Genomic DNA, 19,183 nt, shown 5'->3' with positions numbered 1-19,183 from the left:
CCTGTTTATACGACGCCAGCGCGCAGCATGTCATGCATATGTACCACACCCAGCAAACGGTCGTCATCGGCCACCAGCAGCGAGGTAATGTTTTTGGTTTGCATCAAATTCAGTGCATCCACCGCCAGTACATTGGGCCGTACGCGGATCCCGCCACGGGTCATCACTTCAGCGATGGTGGCGTTTTGAAAATCAATGCCCATATCGAAGATGCGGCGCAGGTCACCATCGGTAAAGATGCCTTCTATCTTCATCAGATCATCCACAATCACCGTCAGGCCGAGATTCTTACGGGTGATTTCCAGCAGGGCATCCCGCAGTGATGCATCGCGTGTGACGTGAGGTAATTCATCCCCGCTGTGCATAATATCGCTAACGTGTAGCAGCAGCTTACGGCCCAGTGCACCACCCGGATGGGACAGCGCAAAGTCCTCTGGCGTGAAGCCACGCGCCTCCAGCAGGGAAACGGCCAGGGCATCGCCCATCACTAAGGTTGCCGTCGTGCTGGTGGTCGGTGCCAGGCCCAGCGGGCAGGCTTCCTGTGGCACTTTGACACACAGGTGAATATCCGCAGCACGGGCCATCGCGCTTTCAGGGCGGCTTGTCATACAGATTAACTTTATTTTCTGGCGTTTCATCACCGGAATCAACGCCAGAATCTCACTGGATTCACCACTGTTAGAAATCGCGATGACAATGTCGTCTTTACCGACCATGCCAAGGTCGCCGTGGCTGGCTTCCGCGGGATGCACAAAGAACGCCGGCGTGCCGGTGCTGGCAAAGGTTGCCGCCATTTTTTTACCGATATGGCCCGATTTGCCCATGCCCATGACCACGACTTTTCCCCGACAGGCATAAATCAGTCTGCAGGCGTCCGTGAATGCCTCGTTGATATATTGATCAAGCTGTTCAAGGCCCTCGCGCTCGATGCGCAATACCGTTTTACCGGCTTTCTGGAAATCAAAATCTACCGTTGGTTGCTGATATGACATGGTGAATCTGTCCTTTTTAGCCGTCTATAAACGCAGGCTGTAGCCACAGCAGCGTTACCCAGACGAAGAAACCACAGAGTAAAAGCGTGCCTGCCGTACGGCCAACCCGGCGGCGACGCAGCAAACAAAGCATGGCGAACAGCACGCTTACACCAAGCATTATCCAGTAATCGCGTGCAAAAGCGTGATAGTCTACGCTGCCGGGATGAATCAGTGCCGGCAGACCCAAAACGATGGCCAGATTATAAATGTTGGCGCCAATCAGGTTGCCGATAGCAATATCATCTTCACCTTTCAGCGCGCCTGCGATAACCGTTGCCAGCTCCGGCAAACTGGTACCTACGGCGATAAGCGTCAGCCCCATCACCAGCTCGCTGACGCCAAAGTAATCGGCAAATACGGTCGCGTTATCGATCACCATGTGCGTCGACATGGGCAGAATAATCAGCGCCACGGCCAGCCAGAGAAAAGCGACGGTATTTCCGCTCTCTTCACGCGGCAGTTCAGCTAATTGTTCACGCGTTAACGTATCGTTATTATCCTTTTCTGCTTTCCGCGCGATGCGGATCGTCACTATCAGATAAATCGCGGCAATAGCGATCAGTGCAATACCGTCCAGACGACTAAGATAGTTATCGAATAACATGATGCCGCTCAGTAATGAGACCAACACCATCAGCGGCAGTTCACGACGTATTAAATTGGAATGGATGCTCAGGGGATGCAACAACGCTGCACCGCCGAGAATCAAAAGAATATTGGTGATGTTCGAGCCAAGCGCGGTGCCCACCGCCAGATCCATCTGTCCCAACTGCGCAGCAGAGAAGGAGAGAATGATCTCCGGGAGTGAGGTGCCGATACTGACGACGGTCATGCCGATGATCAACGGCGGGATGCCAAAGGATCGACAAAGTATTGCAGCACTAAACACCAGACGATCGGCACCATAAGCCAGTAAAAGCAGACCGATAATCAGCAGTGCGGTAGCGACGAACATGAAAAATCCTTGCTTAAAACCCCTGTTGGCTTGCCTTCAGGTTCTTTGTGACAAAACAGGCGCTGATTTTGACCGTCTGATCGACAAAAGTAAATTTTATGACCGTTTTCGCCAAATCTTTGCATTAAGTTTCTGTAAAGCTATCGTGCGTTTAACCTTAACAGGCTACCATCGTACCCTATTGTTTACGCCCGATCCGTAATAGAGGTGATAATGATCCAACAAAAAACGAACCTGGTTGAGGTTCGTGGCGTGAGTTTTTCACGTGGCGATCGCAAAATTTTCGACGATATTTCGCTGACGGTACCAAAAGGTAAAGTGACGGCGATTATGGGACCGTCGGGGATCGGGAAAACGACGTTGCTACGCTTAATTGGCGGGCAACTGCAGCCTGACAGTGGTGAGATCTGGTTTCGGGATGAGAACATTCCGACATTGTCGCGCACAAAGTTGTACGAAGCGCGTAAAAAGATGAGCATGCTGTTTCAGTCAGGTGCGCTGTTTACCGACCTGACAGTGTACGAAAATGTGGCCTGGCCGCTACGCGAACATACCCGGTTACCCGCACCGATCTTACACAGCACCGTGCTGATGAAGCTCGAAGCGGTGGGGCTGCGTGGCGCAGCACAGCTAAAACCGGCGGAGCTGTCTGGCGGAATGGCGCGACGTGTCGCGCTGGCACGCGCGATTGCGCTTGAGCCAGAGCTGATCATGTTTGATGAGCCGTTTGTCGGGCAGGACCCTATTACCATGGGGGTGCTGGTTAAGCTGATTGATGAACTGAATCATGCGCTGGGCCTCACCTGTATTGTGGTATCACATGATGTGCCTGAAGTATTAAGTATTGCCGATTACGCTTACATCGTGGCGGGACAAAAAATTATTGCACAGGGTACGACGCCAGACTTGCGTGCTGACAACGATCCCCGCGTGCGTCAGTTTATCGATGGCATCGCGGATGGACCCGTCCCGTTTCGTTTTCCGGCGGGTGACTATTTGGCCGACTTAACCGGTTCAGGGAGAATCTAAGCTGATGTTGTTAAAAGCACTGGCGTCGTTGGGACGCCGGGGAATAGGAACCTGTGCCAGCTTTGGGCGCGCCGGTTTAATGCTTTTTCATGCGCTGGTGGGTAAGCCTGCGTTCCGCAAACATTTTCCGCTGCTGATCAAACAGCTTTACAGCATCGGCGTACTGTCTCTGGTGATCATTGTGGTCTCCGGCCTGTTTATTGGCATGGTGCTGGGGTTGCAGGGCTATCTGGTGTTAACCACCTATGGCGCAGAAACCAGTCTGGGCATGTTGGTGGCGCTGTCGCTGCTGCGTGAACTGGGGCCGGTTGTGACGGCGCTGCTGTTTGCGGGACGGGCAGGATCGGCATTAACGGCAGAGATTGGACTGATGAAAGCGACCGAACAGCTTTCCAGTATGGAAATGATGGCGGTCGATCCGCTGCGCCGTGTCGTCTCGCCACGCTTTTGGGCGGGCTTTATCAGTATGCCGCTGCTGGCGTTAATTTTTACCGCCGTAGGGATTACCGGCGGTGCGCTGGTTGGCGTGAGCTGGAAAGGCATTGATCCCGGCTTCTTCTGGTCGGCCATGCAAAACGCCGTCGATTTTCGTAGCGACGTAGTCAACTGCATTATTAAAAGCGCTGTGTTTGCCGTTACTGTCACCTGGATTGCGTTGTTTAATGGTTATGATGCGATCCCGACCTCTGAAGGTATTAGCCGCGCCACGACGCGCACCGTGGTGCATGCATCACTGGCGGTGCTCGGATTAGATTTTGTGCTGACAGCACTGATGTTTGGGAATTGATGCGATGCAAAGCAAAAAAAGCGAAATTTGGGTTGGCGTGTTTATGATCATGGCACTGATTGCCGTGCTGTTTCTCTGCCTGCGCGTGGCAGATCTCAAATCTCTGGGGACGGAACCAACCTGGAAACTGTATGCCACCTTCGATAATATCGGCGGCCTGAAAGCCAGTTCGCCGGTGAAAATCGGTGGTGTGGTGATTGGCCGTGTAACGGATATTGATCTTGAACCTAAAACGTTACTGCCGCGCGTTACGATGGCGATCAGTGACAAATACGCCAACCAGATCCCGGATACCAGCTCGCTGGCGATCCGTACTCAGGGTTTACTGGGCGAGCAATTCCTGTCGTTAAATATCGGCTTTGACGATCCCGAACTGGGGTCGTCAATGTTGAACGATGGCGGCACGATACGTGATACCAAGTCGGCGATGGTGCTGGAGGATTTGATTGGCCAGTTCCTGTATAAAAGCGGCGACAACAAAGGCAACAAGCAAACCAGTGACAGTAAGGATGCGCAGGGCGGCGACGTGGCCGCACCGGCAGCAGCAGCTCAACCTTAAATAGAGGGATAACATGATGTTTAAACGTTTTCTGATGATTGCCATGCTGGTGGTCGCGCCCCTGGCTGCGACTGCGGCCGATCAAAGTAATCCTTATAAACTGATGAATGAAGCGGCAAACAAGACGTTTACCCGCCTGAAGAATGAGCAGCCGAAAATCAAGCAGGACCCTAACTATCTGCGTGAGATCGTCCGTCAGGAGCTGCTGCCTTATGTGCAAATCAAGTATGCCGGCGCGTTAGTGCTGGGCCGTTTCTACCGAGATGCCACACCGGCGCAGCGTGAAGCCTACTTTAAGGCGTTTGGTGACTATCTGGCGCAGGCTTATGGCCAGGCGCTGGCGCTTTATCACGGCCAGACTTATCAGATTGAACCTGAGAAGCCGATTGGCAATACGAATATCCTCGCTATCCGCGTAACCATTATCGATCCTCAGGGCCGTCCGCCTGTGCGTCTGGATTTCCAGTGGCGTAAAAACAGCCAGACCGGCAACTGGCAGGCTTTTGATATGATCGCGGAAGGCGTGAGCATGATCACCACCAAACAGAATGAGTGGGGCGATCTGTTACGTACGAAAGGCATTGATGCGCTGACTGCCCAGTTGGAATCTTCAGCGAAACAGCCTATCACCCTGGATCAAAACAAATAATGCAGGCATCACTGCACTGGTCCCGCGAGGCAAATACGCTGCGGCTGGAAGGCGAGCTGGACCATGACACGCTGCTGAGCCTGTGGGAGCAGCGTGAAACGCTGGTTAAGGCGGTCGAATTGATCGATGTCTCCGCCCTGGAAAGGGTGGATTCATCGGGGCTTGCGTTGCTGGTGCATCTGCGGGAGATTGCCTCGCAACAGGGAGGCACGCTGCGCTTTGTTGGCATTGGCGACAAACTGCAGTCATTGATCACCCTTTACAACCTGCAACAAATTATTGTTTCTGCGGATTAAAGCGCCTGAATTCGCCTTTCGCGCAAAAGCCCCGGTCCTGTACAGGGGCTTTTGCGTATTTAAGAATCAGGCACTTTCCTCTACTATGTCAGCCTTATTATTATTAAGTGAAGTTAAGAGCGATGGAAAACAGTGAGATTCAGGCCGTGCTGATGGCAGCGCTGCCCTTAGAAGAAGTTCATGTCATCAGCAATGATGGCAGCCATTTTCAGGTGATCGCCGTGGGCGAGTTGTTTGGTGAGTTAAGCCGCGTTAAGAAGCAGCAGGCTGTGTATGCGCCGCTGATGGAATTTATTGCGGACAACCGCATTCACGCGGTCTCCATCAAAACTTACACGCCTGCTGAGTGGGCACGTGACCGTAAACTTAACGGTTTTTGATTCCCTCCGGGGCCGCTCGATCTGAGCGTGACCGTTTACTAGCCAGTTAATTGAGAACCGTGTTAATGGATAAATTTCGTGTACAAGGCCCCACCCGCTTAAGTGGTGAAGTGACCATTTCCGGCGCGAAGAACGCCGCTCTGCCCATTCTGTTTGCTGCTTTACTGGCTGAAGAGCCGGTCGAGATCACGAATGTGCCAAAGCTGCGTGATATCGACACGACCATGAAGCTGTTGACACAGCTGGGTGCCAAAGTTGAGCGCAACGGTTCTGTACACGTCGATGCCAGCGGCGTAGACGTTTTTTGCGCGCCTTATGAACTGGTAAGAACCATGCGCGCTTCAATCTGGGCGCTGGGTCCGCTGGTGGCGCGTTTTGGTCAGGGCGAAGTGTCACTGCCTGGCGGCTGCGCCATCGGCGCGCGTCCGGTTGACCTGCACATTACGGGCCTGGAGCAGTTAGGTGCAGAGATTAAGCTGGAAGAAGGTTATGTCAAAGCCTCAGTCAATGGCCGCCTGAAAGGCGCGCTGATCGTGATGGATAAAGTCAGCGTGGGCGCGACCGTTACCATCATGAGCGCAGCGACGCTGGCGACCGGCACCACCGTGATTGAGAATGCGGCACGTGAACCTGAAATTGTGGATACGGCTAACTTCCTGAACACGCTGGGTGCAAAAATCAGTGGCGCAGGTACCGATAAAATTACCATCGAGGGCGTTGAGCGCCTGGGTGGCGGCGTTTATCGCGTGCTGCCAGACCGTATTGAAACCGGCACCTTCCTGGTCGCGGCAGCGATTTCCGGTGGCAAGGTTATGTGTCGTAACGCCCAGCCCGATACGCTGGATGCGGTACTCGCTAAGCTGCGCGATGCCGGTGCAGACATTGAAACCGGTGAAGACTGGATCAGCCTGGATATGCACGGCAAACGCCCTAAAGCGGTCAACGTGCGTACGGCTCCCCATCCGGGTTTCCCGACCGATATGCAGGCACAGTTTACGTTGCTGAATCTGGTGGCCGAAGGGACGGGACTTATCACCGAAACCATTTTCGAAAACCGCTTTATGCACATTCCTGAGCTGATTCGTATGGGCGGGCACGCAGAAATTGAGAGCAATACCGCAATCTGTCATGGTGTGGAAACCTTATCAGGGGCACAAGTCATGGCTACGGATCTTCGCGCCTCAGCCAGCCTGGTGCTGGCAGGTTGTATTGCGGAAGGCACTACGCTGGTCGATCGCATTTACCACATTGACCGCGGCTATGAGCACATTGAAGATAAGCTGAAAGCGATGGGCGCGAATATCGAGCGCATCAGCGGCGAATAAGAATAAGTTCGCTGCTTCACGCGGATAAAACCAGCCTTGAAACACGGCTGGTTTTTTTTCATCCTCAGATCGCGTTACGTTAGTTATTGGCTTCGTTATCTGTCGATCGCACACGTTTTTTGCGATCCAGCAAACAATGGGTTTCAGGATCGTAATAACGGCTTGGCCATATCTCGGACGGATGGACATTGATCGCATCGGCAATCAGCCATTCGCCTTTAGGCCAGGGGCGCGAAAGCGCGTTGGCCAGGGTTGATGAGCTTAGTCCTGACTGACGTGAAAGCGCCGCAAGTGTGGTACCGCGTTTACGAAGCGCGGCAATAATATCGGCAGGATGCCAGTCCTCGGTCCTGTTCTGCATAACCTTTTTCTCCTTGTCCTTGTCAGTAAGTCACACGCGAGTGGTGATAACTTATTTAAATACTATCTGGAAATTTATGGGTTTTTATATCAGAGAATTTCCATAAGATTCCAGTAATATTTAGGCAAGCAGACAGAACTGAGCGGCCTGACGCAAAAGGCGCGTAACTCATGCAAGGGCGGAGAAAGGGGGAGAACAACGGAGCCAGGGCGGCTCCGTCAGGGATCAGAAATCGCGTTGTACCGACATGTGCGCCAGTGACTCCAGGGCCGAGCGCCACGGCGTTTCTGGCAGAATCTGCAAGGCTTCAATGGCTTTATCGGCCTCCTGTTCAGCACGCTTACGCGTCCATTCCAGTGAGCCACACTGATTCATGGCTTCCAGAACCGGTGCCAGTAAATGGCGGCCATTACCCTGTTCAATAGCATCACGGATCATTTTCGACTGCTCAGGCGATCCATTGTTCATCGCATGAAGCAGGGGCAGGGTGGGTTTACCTTCGCTGAGATCGTCGCCGGTATTTTTCCCCAGGGTTTCCCCGTCCGCGCTGTAATCCAGTAAATCATCAATTAACTGGAAAGCTGTTCCCAGATAGCGCCCATAATCCTGCAGCGCCTTTTCCTGCGCCGGCGTTGCCTCCGCTAAAATTGCCGATGCCTGAGAGGCCGCTTCAAATAAGCGCGCGGTTTTACTGTAGATCACCCGCATATAGCTCTCTTCCGTGATGTCAGGATCGTTGACGTTCATCAGCTGGAGCACTTCACCTTCAGCGATGACGTTCACCGCTTCAGACATCAGCGCCAGGATGCGCAGCGAACCCATGCTGGTCATCATCTGAAAGGCGCGAGTATAGATAAAATCACCAACCAGCACGCTGGCTGCATTGCCAAATGCAGCGTTCGCGGTGGCCTTACCACGGCGCATATCGGATTCATCCACGACATCGTCATGCAGAAGCGTGGCGGTGTGGATAAATTCGATCAGCGCCGCATTGGTGACGTGTAGATCGCCCTGATAGCCCATGGCGCGCGCTGACAGCACGGCAATCATGGGACGGATGCGTTTACCGCCACCACTGATGATGTAATAGCCCAGCTGGTTGATGAGCGAGACATCTGAATTCAGCTGGTCGAGTATGGTCTGGTTAACGGCAGCCATGTCCTGTGCGGTTAATTCGTTAATCTGTTCTAAGTTCATTCGTCTTTTCAGCTATGACTCGTTTCTCTGCCATGGTAAGCGGTTTTACCCAGCCAGCGTTCAGTAATCTGTTACTGATTGTACTTGAATTTTCAGGTTGAGAAACGTTTGCATTGAGCCTGTGTTTTTTTTCTGCAAGAGTGTGCAAAGTGCTCTTGTCTTCTGTTGGAGTTTTGCGTAGAATTCGCGCCCTATTGTGAATATTTAGCGCGCCGCCTGATGAACTGAAAGGCAAGCGCAGAAGCGGAGTTTTATATGTACGCGGTTTTCCAAAGTGGTGGTAAACAACACCGAGTAAGCGAAGGTCAGACCGTTCGCCTGGAAAAGCTGGACATCGCAACCGGTGAAACCATCGAGTTTGACCAGGTTCTGATGATTGCAAATGGCGAAGACGTGAAAATCGGCGCGCCACTGGTTTCAGGCGGTGTGATCAAGGCAGAAGTTGTTGCTCATGGTCGTGGCGAGAAAATTAAGATTGTTAAGTTTCGTCGTCGTAAGCACTACCGTAAGCAAGCAGGCCATCGCCAGTGGTTCACTGATGTGAAAATCACTGGTATCACGGCGTAAGAGGAGATCTGACAAATGGCACATAAAAAGGCTGGTGGTTCGACTCGAAATGGTCGTGACTCCAATGCAAAACGTCTGGGTGTAAAACGTTTCGGTGGCGAATCTGTCCTGGCAGGTAGCATCATCGTTCGTCAGCGCGGAACCAAATTCCACGCGGGTAACAATGTAGGCTGTGGTCGTGACCACACTCTGTTTGCTACTACAGACGGCAAAGTAAAATTCGAAGTTAAAGGTCCGAACAACCGTAAATATATCAGCATCGTTGCTGAGTAAGGTTGTCGTGACGCAGACGTTTTACGTCTGAACGCACGAATTGAAGGCCCCGCAACTCTTGCGGGGCTTTTTACATTCTGCGACCCATTGCCCGACAGGCGACATCGCCTGAAAGATTGCTGTACACTTTATGTACACGCTGGCGTAAGCCAGTTTTGATTTATCCGCCGCTGGTCACGCAGAAGACCCTGGCGGACCCGTCTGCAGCGTATTGCAGGCGATTGTGTGACGGAGAAAGAAAATGAAGTTTGTTGATGAAGCGACAATTTTGGTCGTCGCAGGTGATGGCGGTAATGGTTGTGTCAGTTTCCGCCGCGAAAAATATATCCCGAGGGGCGGCCCGGACGGTGGTGATGGTGGTGATGGCGGCGACGTATTTTTGGTTGCTGACGAAAACCTCAACACGCTGATCGATTATCGTTTCGAAAAATCTTTCCGCGCTGAGCGTGGGCAGAATGGTCAGAGTCGTGACTGTACCGGTAAGCGTGGTAAAGATATCACCGTTAAAGTACCGGTAGGCACCCGCGTTATCGACCAGGGAACTGGCGAAACACTGGGCGATATGACGCGTCACCAGCAGACGTTGATGGTAGCCAAAGGTGGCTGGCATGGCCTGGGAAATACCCGTTTTAAATCCTCGGTTAACCGCAGTCCGCGTCAAAAAACTATGGGCACGCCCGGTGAGAAACGCGATCTGCAGCTGGAGCTGATGCTGCTGGCTGATGTGGGCATGTTGGGTTTACCTAATGCCGGTAAATCGACCTTTATTCGTGCCGTTTCTGCGGCCAAGCCAAAAGTGGCGGACTATCCCTTTACCACCCTGGTGCCAAGCCTTGGCGTCGTGCGTATGGATAGCGAGCAGAGCTTTGTTATCGCAGATATCCCCGGCCTGATTGAAGGCGCGGCCGAAGGCGCAGGTTTAGGCATTCGCTTCCTGAAGCACCTCGAACGCTGCCGCGTCCTGCTGCACCTGATCGATATTGCTCCCATCGACGAGAGCGATCCGGTTGAAAACGCCCGTATTATTCTGGGTGAGCTGGAAAAATACAGCGATAAGCTGTTTAACAAACCGCGCTGGCTGGTGTTTAACAAAGTCGATCTGATCGACGACGAAGAAGCCCAGGCACGCGCAAAAGCCATTGCCGAGGCGCTGGGCTGGGAAGATAAATACTATCTTATCTCTGCCGCCAGCCGTCAGGGCGTCACTGACCTGTGCTGGGATGTGATGAGCTTTATCAACGCCAACCCGAAAGAAGCTGACGTTGAAGAAAAACAGCCGGAGAAAGTGGAGTTCATGTGGGATGATTACCACAAAGAAGCCATTGAAACGGCAACGGTTGAAGAAGACGAAGAGTGGGATGATGACTGGGATGAGGATGACGACGAAGGCGTCGAAATCATCTACCAGCGCTAAACCTCTTATAACTGCCCCCTTTCCGCCGGAACGGGGGCAGATTTATTTCATCACTCCGCCAGCACCGCCCGCGTAAACCTTGCGCTACAGCCTAATCTATCCTGTTTGTTATGAATCCCAATCTGCCACGGCGGACTGCGTTTACCCACATGCAAATGACGCGCAGCCGGCCGCCTGAAACGGCGCGCTGATGGCTGGTATTCACTTCCCACGCCCGCCACGCGGCTGCTCCTCTGCTGCCAGATAACCTGCCACAGAAGCCCGGGTTGCGGCTAACCTCATCGAGGCTCCGCCATGCAGTTGGTCAACGGGTTGCCGTGTCCGGCAGCGAAAAAAGCCTGTCTTTACTCACTTATTAACTTAAACAAGATTAATGATTTTTCGGCGCGCGTCTGGCGCGGATTGGCGACTGGACGAGTGTTACTTCCGTGAAGATAAAACAGAGTGAAGGGATAATGCGACCACAGCGCCACCTGGAGATAGCAGGGCTACCAATAGCCCGAACGCGTCGGGATGCACCAGGCATGTACGCGTAAACACCCAGTGTCAATCGACAATAAAAAACGCAGCGGATGAATTACCCGCTGCGTTTTATCAGTATGAATCAGTAATTCTTATTAATATCGCGATAAAGTCGGCTTTCAAAACGCACCAGTGGAATACGGCGCGTGCGCTGATCTTCAGGCGGAACCGCGTATCCCGACAGGAACTGCACGAACGCCACACGCGCCCCGCTGGAGGTGGTGATAAAGCCTGCAAGGTTGTAAACACCTTGCAGCGAACCGGTTTTTGCCGACACTTTGCCATCCAGTCCTGCTTCATGCAGGCCGCCACGGTACTGCAGCGTGCCATCGTGTCCGGCCAGCGGCAGCATCGAAATATAGTCCAGTTTGCTGTCGTTCTGTGCAATATATTGCAGGACCTGCATCATGGTGGCGGGGGAGATCAGATCGTGGCGTGACAGGCCCGAACCATCCACCTGGATGCTGTTACCTAAATCAATATTGGCCTTTTCACGCAGGACGCGACGAACCGCGTCTGATCCCGCACGGAAGGTGCCGGGCACGTTGAAGTAATGGTGGCCGATAGTACGAAAAACCGTGTCGGCAATCATATTATCGGACTTCTTCAACATGGTGTGCAGCAGCGTATGCAGCGGGGCCGACTGCGTAGAAGCCAGCACCGTACCCGGCTCGGTCACCTGCGTCTGGCGCAACAGATGGCCGCTGTAATCAATACCAGCAGAACGCAATTCAGCTTTCAGGATCTCGCCTGCCCAGGCTGCGCCATCCTGAACCGCAAAGGCCAAAGGAAGCGGATCGCTGCGCTGACGCATACAGCCGGTTAAGGTGTAGCGGTTCAACTCTCCCGGCACGACGTCCAGCTCGCAGTATTGCCCTTCGCCACTGTTGCGCCCAATCGTGCGTACCTGGCTCAGCATGTGCGCTGGGTAATAGGACGCAATGCGGATAAAGGCATTTTCGCCTGCCTTCTCAGCACTGTAGAGCGAAACCGAGAAGCAGTTTTTATCCACAATGGCTGCGGCAGGCGGTGCACTAAAGCACTGGGTCATGTCGTTCCACGGCCAGCCCGGTGCGGCGTCATGGCTGGCAAACACCGAGGTATCAATGACCAGATTACCTTTGATGTGCGTGATGCCTTGTTTTTTTAACGCCGCGACCATATTACGCAGATCCTGGCGGCCCAGCGTCGGGTCGCCAGCAAACCGGGCAACTAAATCACCATTAAGCGTGCCATCGACCAGCGCGCCTTTGGTTTCAAAGGTCGTTTGAAAACGGTAATCACCGCCCAGTTCCAGTAAAGCCGCCAGGGCGGTAATCACTTTCATGGTACTGGCGGGAAGTGCCATCTGTTTCCCGTGGTAATCAATAATTGGCGTTGATGCGCCCACTTTTTGCACCAGCAAAGCCAGATTGGCACCATCTGGCAGATACTGCATGTATTCATCAACTGGCGCTGCTTGTGCCTGCAGCATAAAAGCACAGGTTAATCCGGTAACAAGTCGTGAAAATCGCATAATCTCGCGGTAACTGACAGGTGAAGGCGACAATACTACGTCCCAGGACGGTGGAAAGTAAACGATGACCCGCAGGGAACTCTGGGTTAAAATACGTATCAAATTGCAAAACCTTTTCTGGCCTGGAACACTTTCCGGGTCAGTATTCTTTTATTTGCAAAACGAGGTCTTGCGCCGCAGAACGCTTTTTTCTGCAGTCACCGGTCAGGATGCACCGTGAAACAGGAATGATGACGAGGAGCTAAAATGAACCAGATTCCGATGACGTTAAGAGGCGCTGAAAGGCTGCGCGAAGAGCTGCATGAGCTGAAAACGGTGAAGCGCCCGCGCATTATTGCCTCCATCGCGGAGGCCCGCGAGCACGGCGATTTGAAAGAGAACGCCGAATACCATGCTGCGCGTGAAGAACAGGGGTTCTGTGAGGGACGCATTCAGGAGATTGAAGCCAAACTCTCCAATGCACAGGTGATTGATGTGACTCAGATGCCGAAAACCGGCCGCGTGATTTTTGGCGCAACGGTCAGCATCCTGAATGTGGACACCGATGAAGCCTTTACTTATCGCATCGTGGGTGATGATGAGGCAGACTTTAAACAAAATCTGATTTCTGTTAACTCGCCGATGGCACGTGGTCTGGTGGGTAAAGAAGCCGATGACGTTGTGATTATCAAAACGCCAGGCGGTGATGTTGAGTACGAAATCCTGAAGGTGGAATACATCTGACAGGGTGCAACTGTCTGAAAAGGGTTGCCGTACAATGTAAAGAAAGGAAAAAGGCCGCGCTGCGGCCTTTTATCCCATGTAAGAGCATGGCACTTTCTTTGCCCACTTAACGTGGCAGAGAAATCTTGCTCTCTTTAGCGGGGCGATACAGCACCAGCATTTTGCCAATAACCTGAACGTTGCTGGCACGGGTCTCACGTACAATGGCTTCAACGATCAACTGCCTGGTTTCACGTTCTTCAGCGGCAATTTTCACCTTGATCAATTCGTGATGTTCCAGCGCTTGTTCAATCTCAGCCAGTACACCTTCGGTCAGGCCATTGCCTCCGAGCATGACAACTGGCTTGAGCGGATGGGCGAGGCCTTTGAGGTGCTGTTTTTGTTTGGTACTTAGATTCATCGTATTATTTACTTACTCGGGGATTGAAAACGGTTCATTCTACCGCCATCTCGGGTATATCGCCAAATCGACGCAGCCTATCGCGTGCAGATTTATCGCTACGATGACGATTTAGTTGGAAATTTTATGACCGGTAAAAAGCGTTCAGCCAGCTCCAGCCGCTGGCTACAGGAACACTTTAGCGATAAATACGTGCTCCAGGCACAGAAAAAAGGGTTGCGTTCGCGCGCCTGGTTTAAACTTGATGAAATACAGCAGGGTGACAAGCTTTTCAAACCCGGTATGACCGTGGTAGATCTGGGTGCTGCACCCGGTGGCTGGTCACAATATGTGGTACAGCAAATAGGGACCAAAGGCCGCGTTATTGCTTGTGATATTCTGCCGATGGACCCTATTGTTGGTGTCGATTTCCTTCAAGGTGATTTTCGTGAAGAATCGGTGATCAAAGCGTTACTTGAACGTGTGGGCGATCAAAAAGTCCAGGTCGTCATGTCTGATATGGCACCGAATATGAGTGGTACACCTGCCGTAGATATTCCCCGGTCGATGTATTTGGTGGAGCTGGCGTTGGAGATGTGTCGTGACATTTTGGCTCCCGGCGGTAGTTTTGTAGTGAAAGTGTTCCAGGGAGATGGCTTTGATGAATACCTGCGGGAAATTCGCTCCCTGTTTACGAAAGTGAAAATACGTAAGCCTGACGCTTCACGTTCACGTTCACGTGAAGTTTATATTGTGGCGACTGGGCTTAAACTGTAACCAACGTAATGGATAACCCGGCATTCCTGCTGCGATTCCATGTGCGAAGGATCTATAGTACCCTACGCTATCTGTTAACACCGTTGTAATATGAGGTTAATCCCTTGAGTGACATGGCGAAAAACCTGATTCTCTGGCTAGTCATCGCGGTCGTGCTGATGTCGGTCTTCCAGAGCTTTGGGCCCAGCGAGTCGAATGGCCGTAGGGTTGATTATTCAACCTTCCTGTCGGAAGTGAACCAGGATCAGGTCCGCGAGGCACGTATTAACGGGCGTGAAATTAACGTTATCAAAAAAGACAGCAATAAATACACCACTTACATTCCTGTCAATGACCCCAAGTTACTCGATAACCTGTTGACCAAGAACGTGAAAGTGGTTGGTGAACCACCGGAAGAACCCAGTCTGCTGGCGTCTATCTTCATCTCATGGTTCCCAATGTTACTGCTGATTGGTGTATGGATTTTCTTCATGCGTCAAATGCAGGGCGGCGGTGGCAAAGGCGCAATGTCCTTTGGTAAAAGCAAAGCCCGCATGCTGACGGAAGATCAGATTAAAACCACTTTTGCTGACGTTGCAGGCTGTGACGAAGCGAAAGAGGAAGTCAGCGAGCTGGTTGAATACCTGCGTGAGCCGAGCCGTTTCCAGAAGCTGGGTGGTAAAATCCCTAAAGGCGTGCTGATGGTTGGCCCGCCGGGTACCGGTAAAACCTTGCTGGCGAAAGCCATTGCGGGTGAAGCGAAAGTGCCCTTCTTTACCATTTCGGGCTCTGACTTTGTTGAAATGTTCGTCGGTGTGGGTGCATCTCGTGTGCGCGACATGTTTGAACAAGCGAAGAAAGCGGCACCCTGCATTATCTTTATCGATGAAATCGATGCTGTCGGTCGTCAGCGTGGCGCCGGTTTAGGTGGCGGTCACGATGAACGTGAGCAGACCCTGAACCAGATGCTGGTTGAGATGGATGGTTTTGAAGGTAACGAAGGCATCATTGTTATTGCCGCAACCAACCGTCCAGACGTTCTCGACCCTGCGCTGCTGCGTCCGGGCCGCTTTGACCGTCAGGTTGTGGTTGGCTTGCCAGACGTTCGTGGTCGTGAGCAGATTTTGAAAGTGCACATGCGCCGTGTGCCGTTAGCAACTGATATCGACGCGGCAATCATCGCTCGCGGTACGCCGGGCTTCTCAGGTGCCGATCTGGCTAACCTGGTAAACGAAGCGGCGCTGTTCGCTGCGCGCAGCAATAAACGTGTAGTGTCGATGGTTGAGTTTGAAAAAGCCAAAGACAAGATCATGATGGGTGCAGAGCGTCGTTCCATGGTGATGACGGAAGCGCAGAAAGAGTCCACGGCTTATCACGAAGCCGGTCACGCCATTATTGGTCGCCTGGTGCCGGAACACGATCCGGTGCACAAAGTGACGATTATCCCGCGTGGTCGTGCATTAGGTGTGACCTTCTTCCTGCCTGAAGGCGACGCAATTAGCGCCAGCCGTCAGAAACTGGAAAGCCAGATTTCAACGCTGTATGGCGGTCGTCTGGCTGAAGAGATTATCTACGGTGTAGAGCATGTCTCAACGGGCGCATCGAACGACATCAAAGTGGCGACCAATCTGGCACGTAACATGGTGACCCAGTGGGGCTTCTCTGAAAAACTGGGTCCATTGCTGTACGCAGAAGAAGAGGGTGAGGTTTTCCTTGGTCGCTCCGTGGCGAAAGCCAAGCATATGTCCGATGAAACCGCCCGTATTATCGACCAGGAAGTGAAACATCTGATCGATACTAACTATCAGCGTGCGCGTCATATCCTGGGTGAAAATCTGGACATCCTTCATGCGATGAAAGACGCGCTGATGAAGTATGAAACCATTGATGCACCGCAGATCGACGACCTGATGGCACGCCGGGAAGTGCGTCCGCCAGCGGGCTGGGAAGATCCCGGCAGCAGCAATTCTGACAGTAATGGCACGCCAAAGGCACCGCGTCCGGTCGATGAACCGCGTACGCCAAACCCAGGCAATACCATGTCAGAACAGTTAGACAAATAAGACGCCACGTCTTTTAATAAAACCCCGGCTGGTCCGGGGTTTTTTACATCTATACATTGCGCCACAAGGAGTTTTTCACCATGAAATTGTTCGCCCGTGATTCCCATCTCGATTTGTCATTTCCACATGTGATGGGCATTCTGAATGTCACGCCGGACTCTTTTTCCGATGGTGGTAAACATAACGCGCTGGTCGACGCGCTCACGCATACCAATGAAATGGTCAATGCCGGCGCAACCATTATTGACGTCGGTGGCGAATCCACGCGTCCCGGCGCGGATGAGGTCAGTGTTGACGAGGAGCTTGAGCGGGTGATCCCGGTGGTCGAAGCGATCGCTCAACGTTTTGAAGTGTGGATTTCGGTCGACACGTCTAAGGCTGAGGTCATCACGGAAGCCGCCAGAGTGGGCGCTCACATTATCAATGATGTTCGCTCTTTATCCGAGCCGGGGGCGCTGGCCGCCGCTGCCGCGACAGGCTTGCCTGTGTGCCTGATGCACATGAAGGGCGAGCCACGAACCATGCAGCAGGCACCGGCTTATCAGAATATCGTCAACGACGTGGATGCGTTCTTCGTCGAGCAACTGGCCCGCTGCGAGGCGGCCGGAATAAAAAAAGAGAATCTGCTGCTCGACCCGGGCTTCGGATTCGGTAAGAATCTCAGCCACAATTATGAGCTGTTGGCCCGCCTCAGCGATTTCCACCATTTTGGTCGGCCATTGCTGGTTGGTATGTCGCGTAAGTCGATGATTGGTCAACTGCTGAACGTGGGGCCAGGTCAGCGTCTGACCGGCAGCCTGGCCTGTGCAGTTATTGCCGCCATGCAGGGGGCACACATTATTCGCGTTCACGATGTGAAAGAAACGGTCGAAGCGATGCGCGTGGTCGAAGCGACACAAAGAGCTAAAGGATGACAGAGCATGAGTAATCGTAAATATTTTGGTACAGATGGGATTCGCGGCAAAGTGGGTGAGTCACCTATCACCCCTGATTTTGTTCTGAAACTTGGCTGGGCCGCAGGGAAAGTTCTGGCACGCCACGGTTCGAAAAAAATTATTATAGGTAAAGACACGCGTATTTCTGGCTATATGCTGGAATCTGCGCTGGAAGCTGGCCTGGCTGCGGCAGGCTTATCTGCTGCGTTTACCGGCCCGATGCCGACGCCTGCCATTGCCTATCTGACCCGAACGTTCCGTGCCGAAGCCGGTATCGTGATTTCAGCGTCCCATAATCCGTTTGATGATAACGGCATTAAGTTCTTCTCTGCCGAAGGCACCAAGTTGCCTGACGATGTGGAAGAAGCGATTGAGCTGGAAATGGAAAAGCCGCTGACCTGTGTTGAATCAGCCCTGCTGGGCCGCGCCAGTCGTATCGTGGATGCCGCCGGACGTTACATTGAATTTTGTAAAGGCACCTTCCCCAGCGAGCTCAGTCTGAATGGCCTGAAAATTGTGGTGGACTGCGCTAACGGCGCAACCTATCACATCGCACCTAACGTACTGCGTGAACTTGGCGCAACGGTGATTGCGATCGGTGTGCAGCCTGACGGCATGAACATCAATAAAGCGTGTGGCGCAACCGATCTGAAAATGCTGCAACAGCGTGTACTGGCTGAGAAAGCAGACATTGGTCTGGCTTACGATGGTGACGGCGATCGCATTATGATGGTTGACCATCTCGGCGAGAAAGTAGATGGCGATCAGATTCTGTATATCATTGCCCGCGAAGGTCTGCGCCAGGGGCAGTTGCGCGGCGGTGTCGTGGGAACGCTGATGAGCAACATGGGGCTGGAACTGGCCCTGAAGCAGCTGGGCATTCCCTTTGTGCGTGCCAAAGTGGGCGACCGCTATGTGCTCGAAAAACTCCAGGAAAAAGGCTGGCGGCTGGGCGCTGAAAACTCAGGCCACGTGATTCTGCTGGATAAAATCGCCACCGGCGACGGCATTGTGGCAAGTTTGCAAGTGCTCACTGCTATGGTACGTAATCATATGAGCCTGCATGACCTGTGCACCGGAATGAAGATGCTGCCTCAGGTACTGGTCAATGTGCGCTTTGCCGGTGAGCACGATCCCCTGGAAAGCGATGCCGTAAAAGCGGTAGCGCAGGACGTAGAAAAAGCGCTGGCTGGAAAAGGGCGCGTGCTGCTGCGTAAATCCGGTACCGAACCCTTAATCCGCGTGATGGTCGAAGGTGAGGATGCCGCCCAGGTGACGGCACTGGCTAACCAGATTGCCGATGCGGTCAAAGCCGTCTGACGCGCGTGACAGGCAGGCGCAGCAGCCTGTTCCTGCCTGTAAAATCATCGCACTGGCGCTTTTTTCTGCAATCAGCCTGTGACAGCTAAATTGCACTTGCAGAGGTATGCGCCATTGGTTAGTATTCACACCCGCTTCTGATG

The 19,183-nt window shown here is 52.9% G+C and carries 21 protein-coding genes; 15 read left to right on the top strand and 6 right to left on the bottom strand.

Translation table 11 applies throughout. The features are described 5' to 3' along the window. Window positions 1-5 precede the first annotated feature (5 nt). Both kdsD and QNH99_RS19560 read right to left on the bottom strand, forming a co-directional pair. A complete protein-coding gene (gene kdsD, locus QNH99_RS19565; RefSeq protein WP_063878140.1) occupies window positions 6-992 on the bottom strand; it encodes an arabinose-5-phosphate isomerase KdsD in 987 nt (328 codons plus the stop codon). 16 nt (window positions 993-1,008) lie between these two features. After that, window positions 1,009-1,989 carry a calcium/sodium antiporter gene (locus QNH99_RS19560; protein WP_063878141.1) on the bottom strand — a complete coding sequence of 327 codons (981 nt, stop codon included), beginning with the start codon at window positions 1,987-1,989 and terminating at the stop codon, window positions 1,009-1,011. 213 nt (window positions 1,990-2,202) lie between these two features. Here QNH99_RS19560 and mlaF point away from each other — a divergent pair, with 213 nt between their 5' ends. The 7 genes from mlaF (at window position 2,203) to murA (ending at window position 7,014) form a co-directional block, all read left to right on the top strand. Continuing rightward, window positions 2,203-3,018, top strand: a complete 816-nt coding sequence (gene mlaF / locus QNH99_RS19555) for a phospholipid ABC transporter ATP-binding protein MlaF (protein WP_063878143.1) — start codon at window positions 2,203-2,205, stop codon at window positions 3,016-3,018. 4 nt (window positions 3,019-3,022) lie between these two features. Continuing rightward, window positions 3,023-3,805 (top strand): lipid asymmetry maintenance ABC transporter permease subunit MlaE, encoded by a 783-nt coding sequence (gene mlaE, locus QNH99_RS19550; RefSeq protein ID WP_013024331.1) that lies wholly within the window; start codon window positions 3,023-3,025, stop codon window positions 3,803-3,805. 4 nt (window positions 3,806-3,809) lie between these two features. Next, the gene (mlaD, locus tag QNH99_RS19545; RefSeq protein ID WP_063881084.1) at window positions 3,810-4,364 is read left to right on the top strand and encodes an outer membrane lipid asymmetry maintenance protein MlaD; all 555 of its coding nucleotides are present in this window, start codon (window positions 3,810-3,812) and stop codon (window positions 4,362-4,364) included. Between the two features lie 16 nt (window positions 4,365-4,380). After that, the gene (mlaC, locus tag QNH99_RS19540) at window positions 4,381-5,013 is read left to right on the top strand and encodes a phospholipid-binding protein MlaC (RefSeq protein WP_063878144.1); all 633 of its coding nucleotides are present in this window, start codon (window positions 4,381-4,383) and stop codon (window positions 5,011-5,013) included. Next, window positions 5,013-5,309, top strand: a complete 297-nt coding sequence (mlaB, locus tag QNH99_RS19535) for a lipid asymmetry maintenance protein MlaB (RefSeq protein ID WP_063878145.1) — start codon at window positions 5,013-5,015, stop codon at window positions 5,307-5,309. The genes mlaC and mlaB overlap by 1 nt, the downstream gene beginning before the upstream one ends. A gap of 122 nt (window positions 5,310-5,431) precedes the next feature. Then, the gene (gene ibaG, locus QNH99_RS19530) at window positions 5,432-5,689 is read left to right on the top strand and encodes a BolA family iron metabolism protein IbaG (RefSeq protein WP_063878146.1); all 258 of its coding nucleotides are present in this window, start codon (window positions 5,432-5,434) and stop codon (window positions 5,687-5,689) included. A 65-nt stretch (window positions 5,690-5,754) separates the two neighbouring features. After that, complete coding sequence (murA, locus tag QNH99_RS19525) at window positions 5,755-7,014, top strand: UDP-N-acetylglucosamine 1-carboxyvinyltransferase (RefSeq protein WP_109716699.1); 1,260 nt, start codon at window positions 5,755-5,757, stop codon at window positions 7,012-7,014. Window positions 7,015-7,093: 79 nt separating this feature from the next. On the opposite strand, the gene QNH99_RS19520 is transcribed toward murA, so the two are convergent. Both QNH99_RS19520 and ispB read right to left on the bottom strand, forming a co-directional pair. After that, a complete protein-coding gene (locus QNH99_RS19520) occupies window positions 7,094-7,375 on the bottom strand; it encodes a helix-turn-helix domain-containing protein (protein WP_063878148.1) in 282 nt (93 codons plus the stop codon). Between the two features lie 225 nt (window positions 7,376-7,600). Further along, window positions 7,601-8,572 (bottom strand): octaprenyl diphosphate synthase, encoded by a 972-nt coding sequence (gene ispB, locus QNH99_RS19515; protein WP_063878149.1) that lies wholly within the window; start codon window positions 8,570-8,572, stop codon window positions 7,601-7,603. A gap of 255 nt (window positions 8,573-8,827) precedes the next feature. Between ispB and rplU the strand changes: the two genes are divergently transcribed. The 3 genes from rplU (at window position 8,828) to cgtA (ending at window position 10,826) form a co-directional block, all read left to right on the top strand. After that, on the top strand, window positions 8,828-9,139 hold the full coding sequence (rplU, locus tag QNH99_RS19510; protein ID WP_013024339.1) for a 50S ribosomal protein L21: 312 nt from the start codon (window positions 8,828-8,830) through the stop codon (window positions 9,137-9,139). A gap of 15 nt (window positions 9,140-9,154) precedes the next feature. Continuing rightward, complete coding sequence (gene rpmA / locus QNH99_RS19505; protein ID WP_063878150.1) at window positions 9,155-9,412, top strand: 50S ribosomal protein L27; 258 nt, start codon at window positions 9,155-9,157, stop codon at window positions 9,410-9,412. Window positions 9,413-9,653: 241 nt separating this feature from the next. Further along, complete coding sequence (gene cgtA, locus QNH99_RS19500; protein ID WP_063878151.1) at window positions 9,654-10,826, top strand: Obg family GTPase CgtA; 1,173 nt, start codon at window positions 9,654-9,656, stop codon at window positions 10,824-10,826. Between the two features lie 604 nt (window positions 10,827-11,430). Here the strand turns inward: cgtA and dacB are convergent. Then, window positions 11,431-12,864, bottom strand: coding sequence for a serine-type D-Ala-D-Ala carboxypeptidase (gene dacB / locus QNH99_RS19495; protein ID WP_096011536.1), 1,434 nt, complete (start codon window positions 12,862-12,864; stop codon window positions 11,431-11,433). Window positions 12,865-13,110: 246 nt separating this feature from the next. On the opposite strand from dacB, the gene greA reads away from it, so the two are divergent. Beyond that, window positions 13,111-13,587, top strand: a complete 477-nt coding sequence (greA, locus tag QNH99_RS19490; RefSeq protein WP_063878152.1) for a transcription elongation factor GreA — start codon at window positions 13,111-13,113, stop codon at window positions 13,585-13,587. A gap of 106 nt (window positions 13,588-13,693) precedes the next feature. On the opposite strand, the gene yhbY is transcribed toward greA, so the two are convergent. Next, on the bottom strand, window positions 13,694-13,987 hold the full coding sequence (yhbY, locus tag QNH99_RS19485) for a ribosome assembly RNA-binding protein YhbY (RefSeq protein WP_063878153.1): 294 nt from the start codon (window positions 13,985-13,987) through the stop codon (window positions 13,694-13,696). A 126-nt stretch (window positions 13,988-14,113) separates the two neighbouring features. On the opposite strand from yhbY, the gene rlmE reads away from it, so the two are divergent. From rlmE to glmM, 4 genes are all read left to right on the top strand, one after another. Beyond that, on the top strand, window positions 14,114-14,743 hold the full coding sequence (gene rlmE, locus QNH99_RS19480) for a 23S rRNA (uridine(2552)-2'-O)-methyltransferase RlmE (RefSeq protein WP_063881086.1): 630 nt from the start codon (window positions 14,114-14,116) through the stop codon (window positions 14,741-14,743). Between the two features lie 113 nt (window positions 14,744-14,856). After that, window positions 14,857-16,785 (top strand): ATP-dependent zinc metalloprotease FtsH, encoded by a 1,929-nt coding sequence (ftsH, locus tag QNH99_RS19475; RefSeq protein ID WP_063878154.1) that lies wholly within the window; start codon window positions 14,857-14,859, stop codon window positions 16,783-16,785. A gap of 80 nt (window positions 16,786-16,865) precedes the next feature. After that, the gene (gene folP / locus QNH99_RS19470; RefSeq protein ID WP_063878155.1) at window positions 16,866-17,699 is read left to right on the top strand and encodes a dihydropteroate synthase; all 834 of its coding nucleotides are present in this window, start codon (window positions 16,866-16,868) and stop codon (window positions 17,697-17,699) included. Between the two features lie 6 nt (window positions 17,700-17,705). Beyond that, the gene (glmM, locus tag QNH99_RS19465; protein ID WP_063878156.1) at window positions 17,706-19,040 is read left to right on the top strand and encodes a phosphoglucosamine mutase; all 1,335 of its coding nucleotides are present in this window, start codon (window positions 17,706-17,708) and stop codon (window positions 19,038-19,040) included. Window positions 19,041-19,183: the final 143 nt, after the last annotated feature.

Origin of the sequence: Pantoea allii (assembly GCF_046529425.1) — a bacterium.
Taxonomy (GTDB): Bacteria; Pseudomonadota; Gammaproteobacteria; order Enterobacterales; family Enterobacteriaceae; genus Pantoea; species Pantoea allii.
The sequence above is the reverse complement of the archived record's forward strand: the minus strand, read 5'-3'. Positions and strand labels throughout refer to the sequence as shown.

Coding starts and splice junctions, on each gene's coding strand:
- kdsD (WP_063878140.1), bottom strand. CDS start 992: ATGTCATATCAGCAACCAACGGTAGATTTTGATTTCCAGAAAGCCGGT.
- QNH99_RS19560 (WP_063878141.1), bottom strand. CDS start 1,989: ATGTTCGTCGCTACCGCACTGCTGATTATCGGTCTGCTTTTACTGGCT.
- mlaF (WP_063878143.1), top strand. CDS start 2,203: ATGATCCAACAAAAAACGAACCTGGTTGAGGTTCGTGGCGTGAGTTTT.
- mlaE (WP_013024331.1), top strand. CDS start 3,023: ATGTTGTTAAAAGCACTGGCGTCGTTGGGACGCCGGGGAATAGGAACC.
- mlaD (WP_063881084.1), top strand. CDS start 3,810: ATGCAAAGCAAAAAAAGCGAAATTTGGGTTGGCGTGTTTATGATCATG.
- mlaC (WP_063878144.1), top strand. CDS start 4,381: ATGTTTAAACGTTTTCTGATGATTGCCATGCTGGTGGTCGCGCCCCTG.
- mlaB (WP_063878145.1), top strand. CDS start 5,013: ATGCAGGCATCACTGCACTGGTCCCGCGAGGCAAATACGCTGCGGCTG.
- ibaG (WP_063878146.1), top strand. CDS start 5,432: ATGGAAAACAGTGAGATTCAGGCCGTGCTGATGGCAGCGCTGCCCTTA.
- murA (WP_109716699.1), top strand. CDS start 5,755: ATGGATAAATTTCGTGTACAAGGCCCCACCCGCTTAAGTGGTGAAGTG.
- QNH99_RS19520 (WP_063878148.1), bottom strand. CDS start 7,375: ATGCAGAACAGGACCGAGGACTGGCATCCTGCCGATATTATTGCCGCG.
- ispB (WP_063878149.1), bottom strand. CDS start 8,572: ATGAACTTAGAACAGATTAACGAATTAACCGCACAGGACATGGCTGCC.
- rplU (WP_013024339.1), top strand. CDS start 8,828: ATGTACGCGGTTTTCCAAAGTGGTGGTAAACAACACCGAGTAAGCGAA.
- rpmA (WP_063878150.1), top strand. CDS start 9,155: ATGGCACATAAAAAGGCTGGTGGTTCGACTCGAAATGGTCGTGACTCC.
- cgtA (WP_063878151.1), top strand. CDS start 9,654: ATGAAGTTTGTTGATGAAGCGACAATTTTGGTCGTCGCAGGTGATGGC.
- dacB (WP_096011536.1), bottom strand. CDS start 12,864: ATGCGATTTTCACGACTTGTTACCGGATTAACCTGTGCTTTTATGCTG.
- greA (WP_063878152.1), top strand. CDS start 13,111: ATGAACCAGATTCCGATGACGTTAAGAGGCGCTGAAAGGCTGCGCGAA.
- yhbY (WP_063878153.1), bottom strand. CDS start 13,987: ATGAATCTAAGTACCAAACAAAAACAGCACCTCAAAGGCCTCGCCCAT.
- rlmE (WP_063881086.1), top strand. CDS start 14,114: ATGACCGGTAAAAAGCGTTCAGCCAGCTCCAGCCGCTGGCTACAGGAA.
- ftsH (WP_063878154.1), top strand. CDS start 14,857: ATGGCGAAAAACCTGATTCTCTGGCTAGTCATCGCGGTCGTGCTGATG.
- folP (WP_063878155.1), top strand. CDS start 16,866: ATGAAATTGTTCGCCCGTGATTCCCATCTCGATTTGTCATTTCCACAT.
- glmM (WP_063878156.1), top strand. CDS start 17,706: ATGAGTAATCGTAAATATTTTGGTACAGATGGGATTCGCGGCAAAGTG.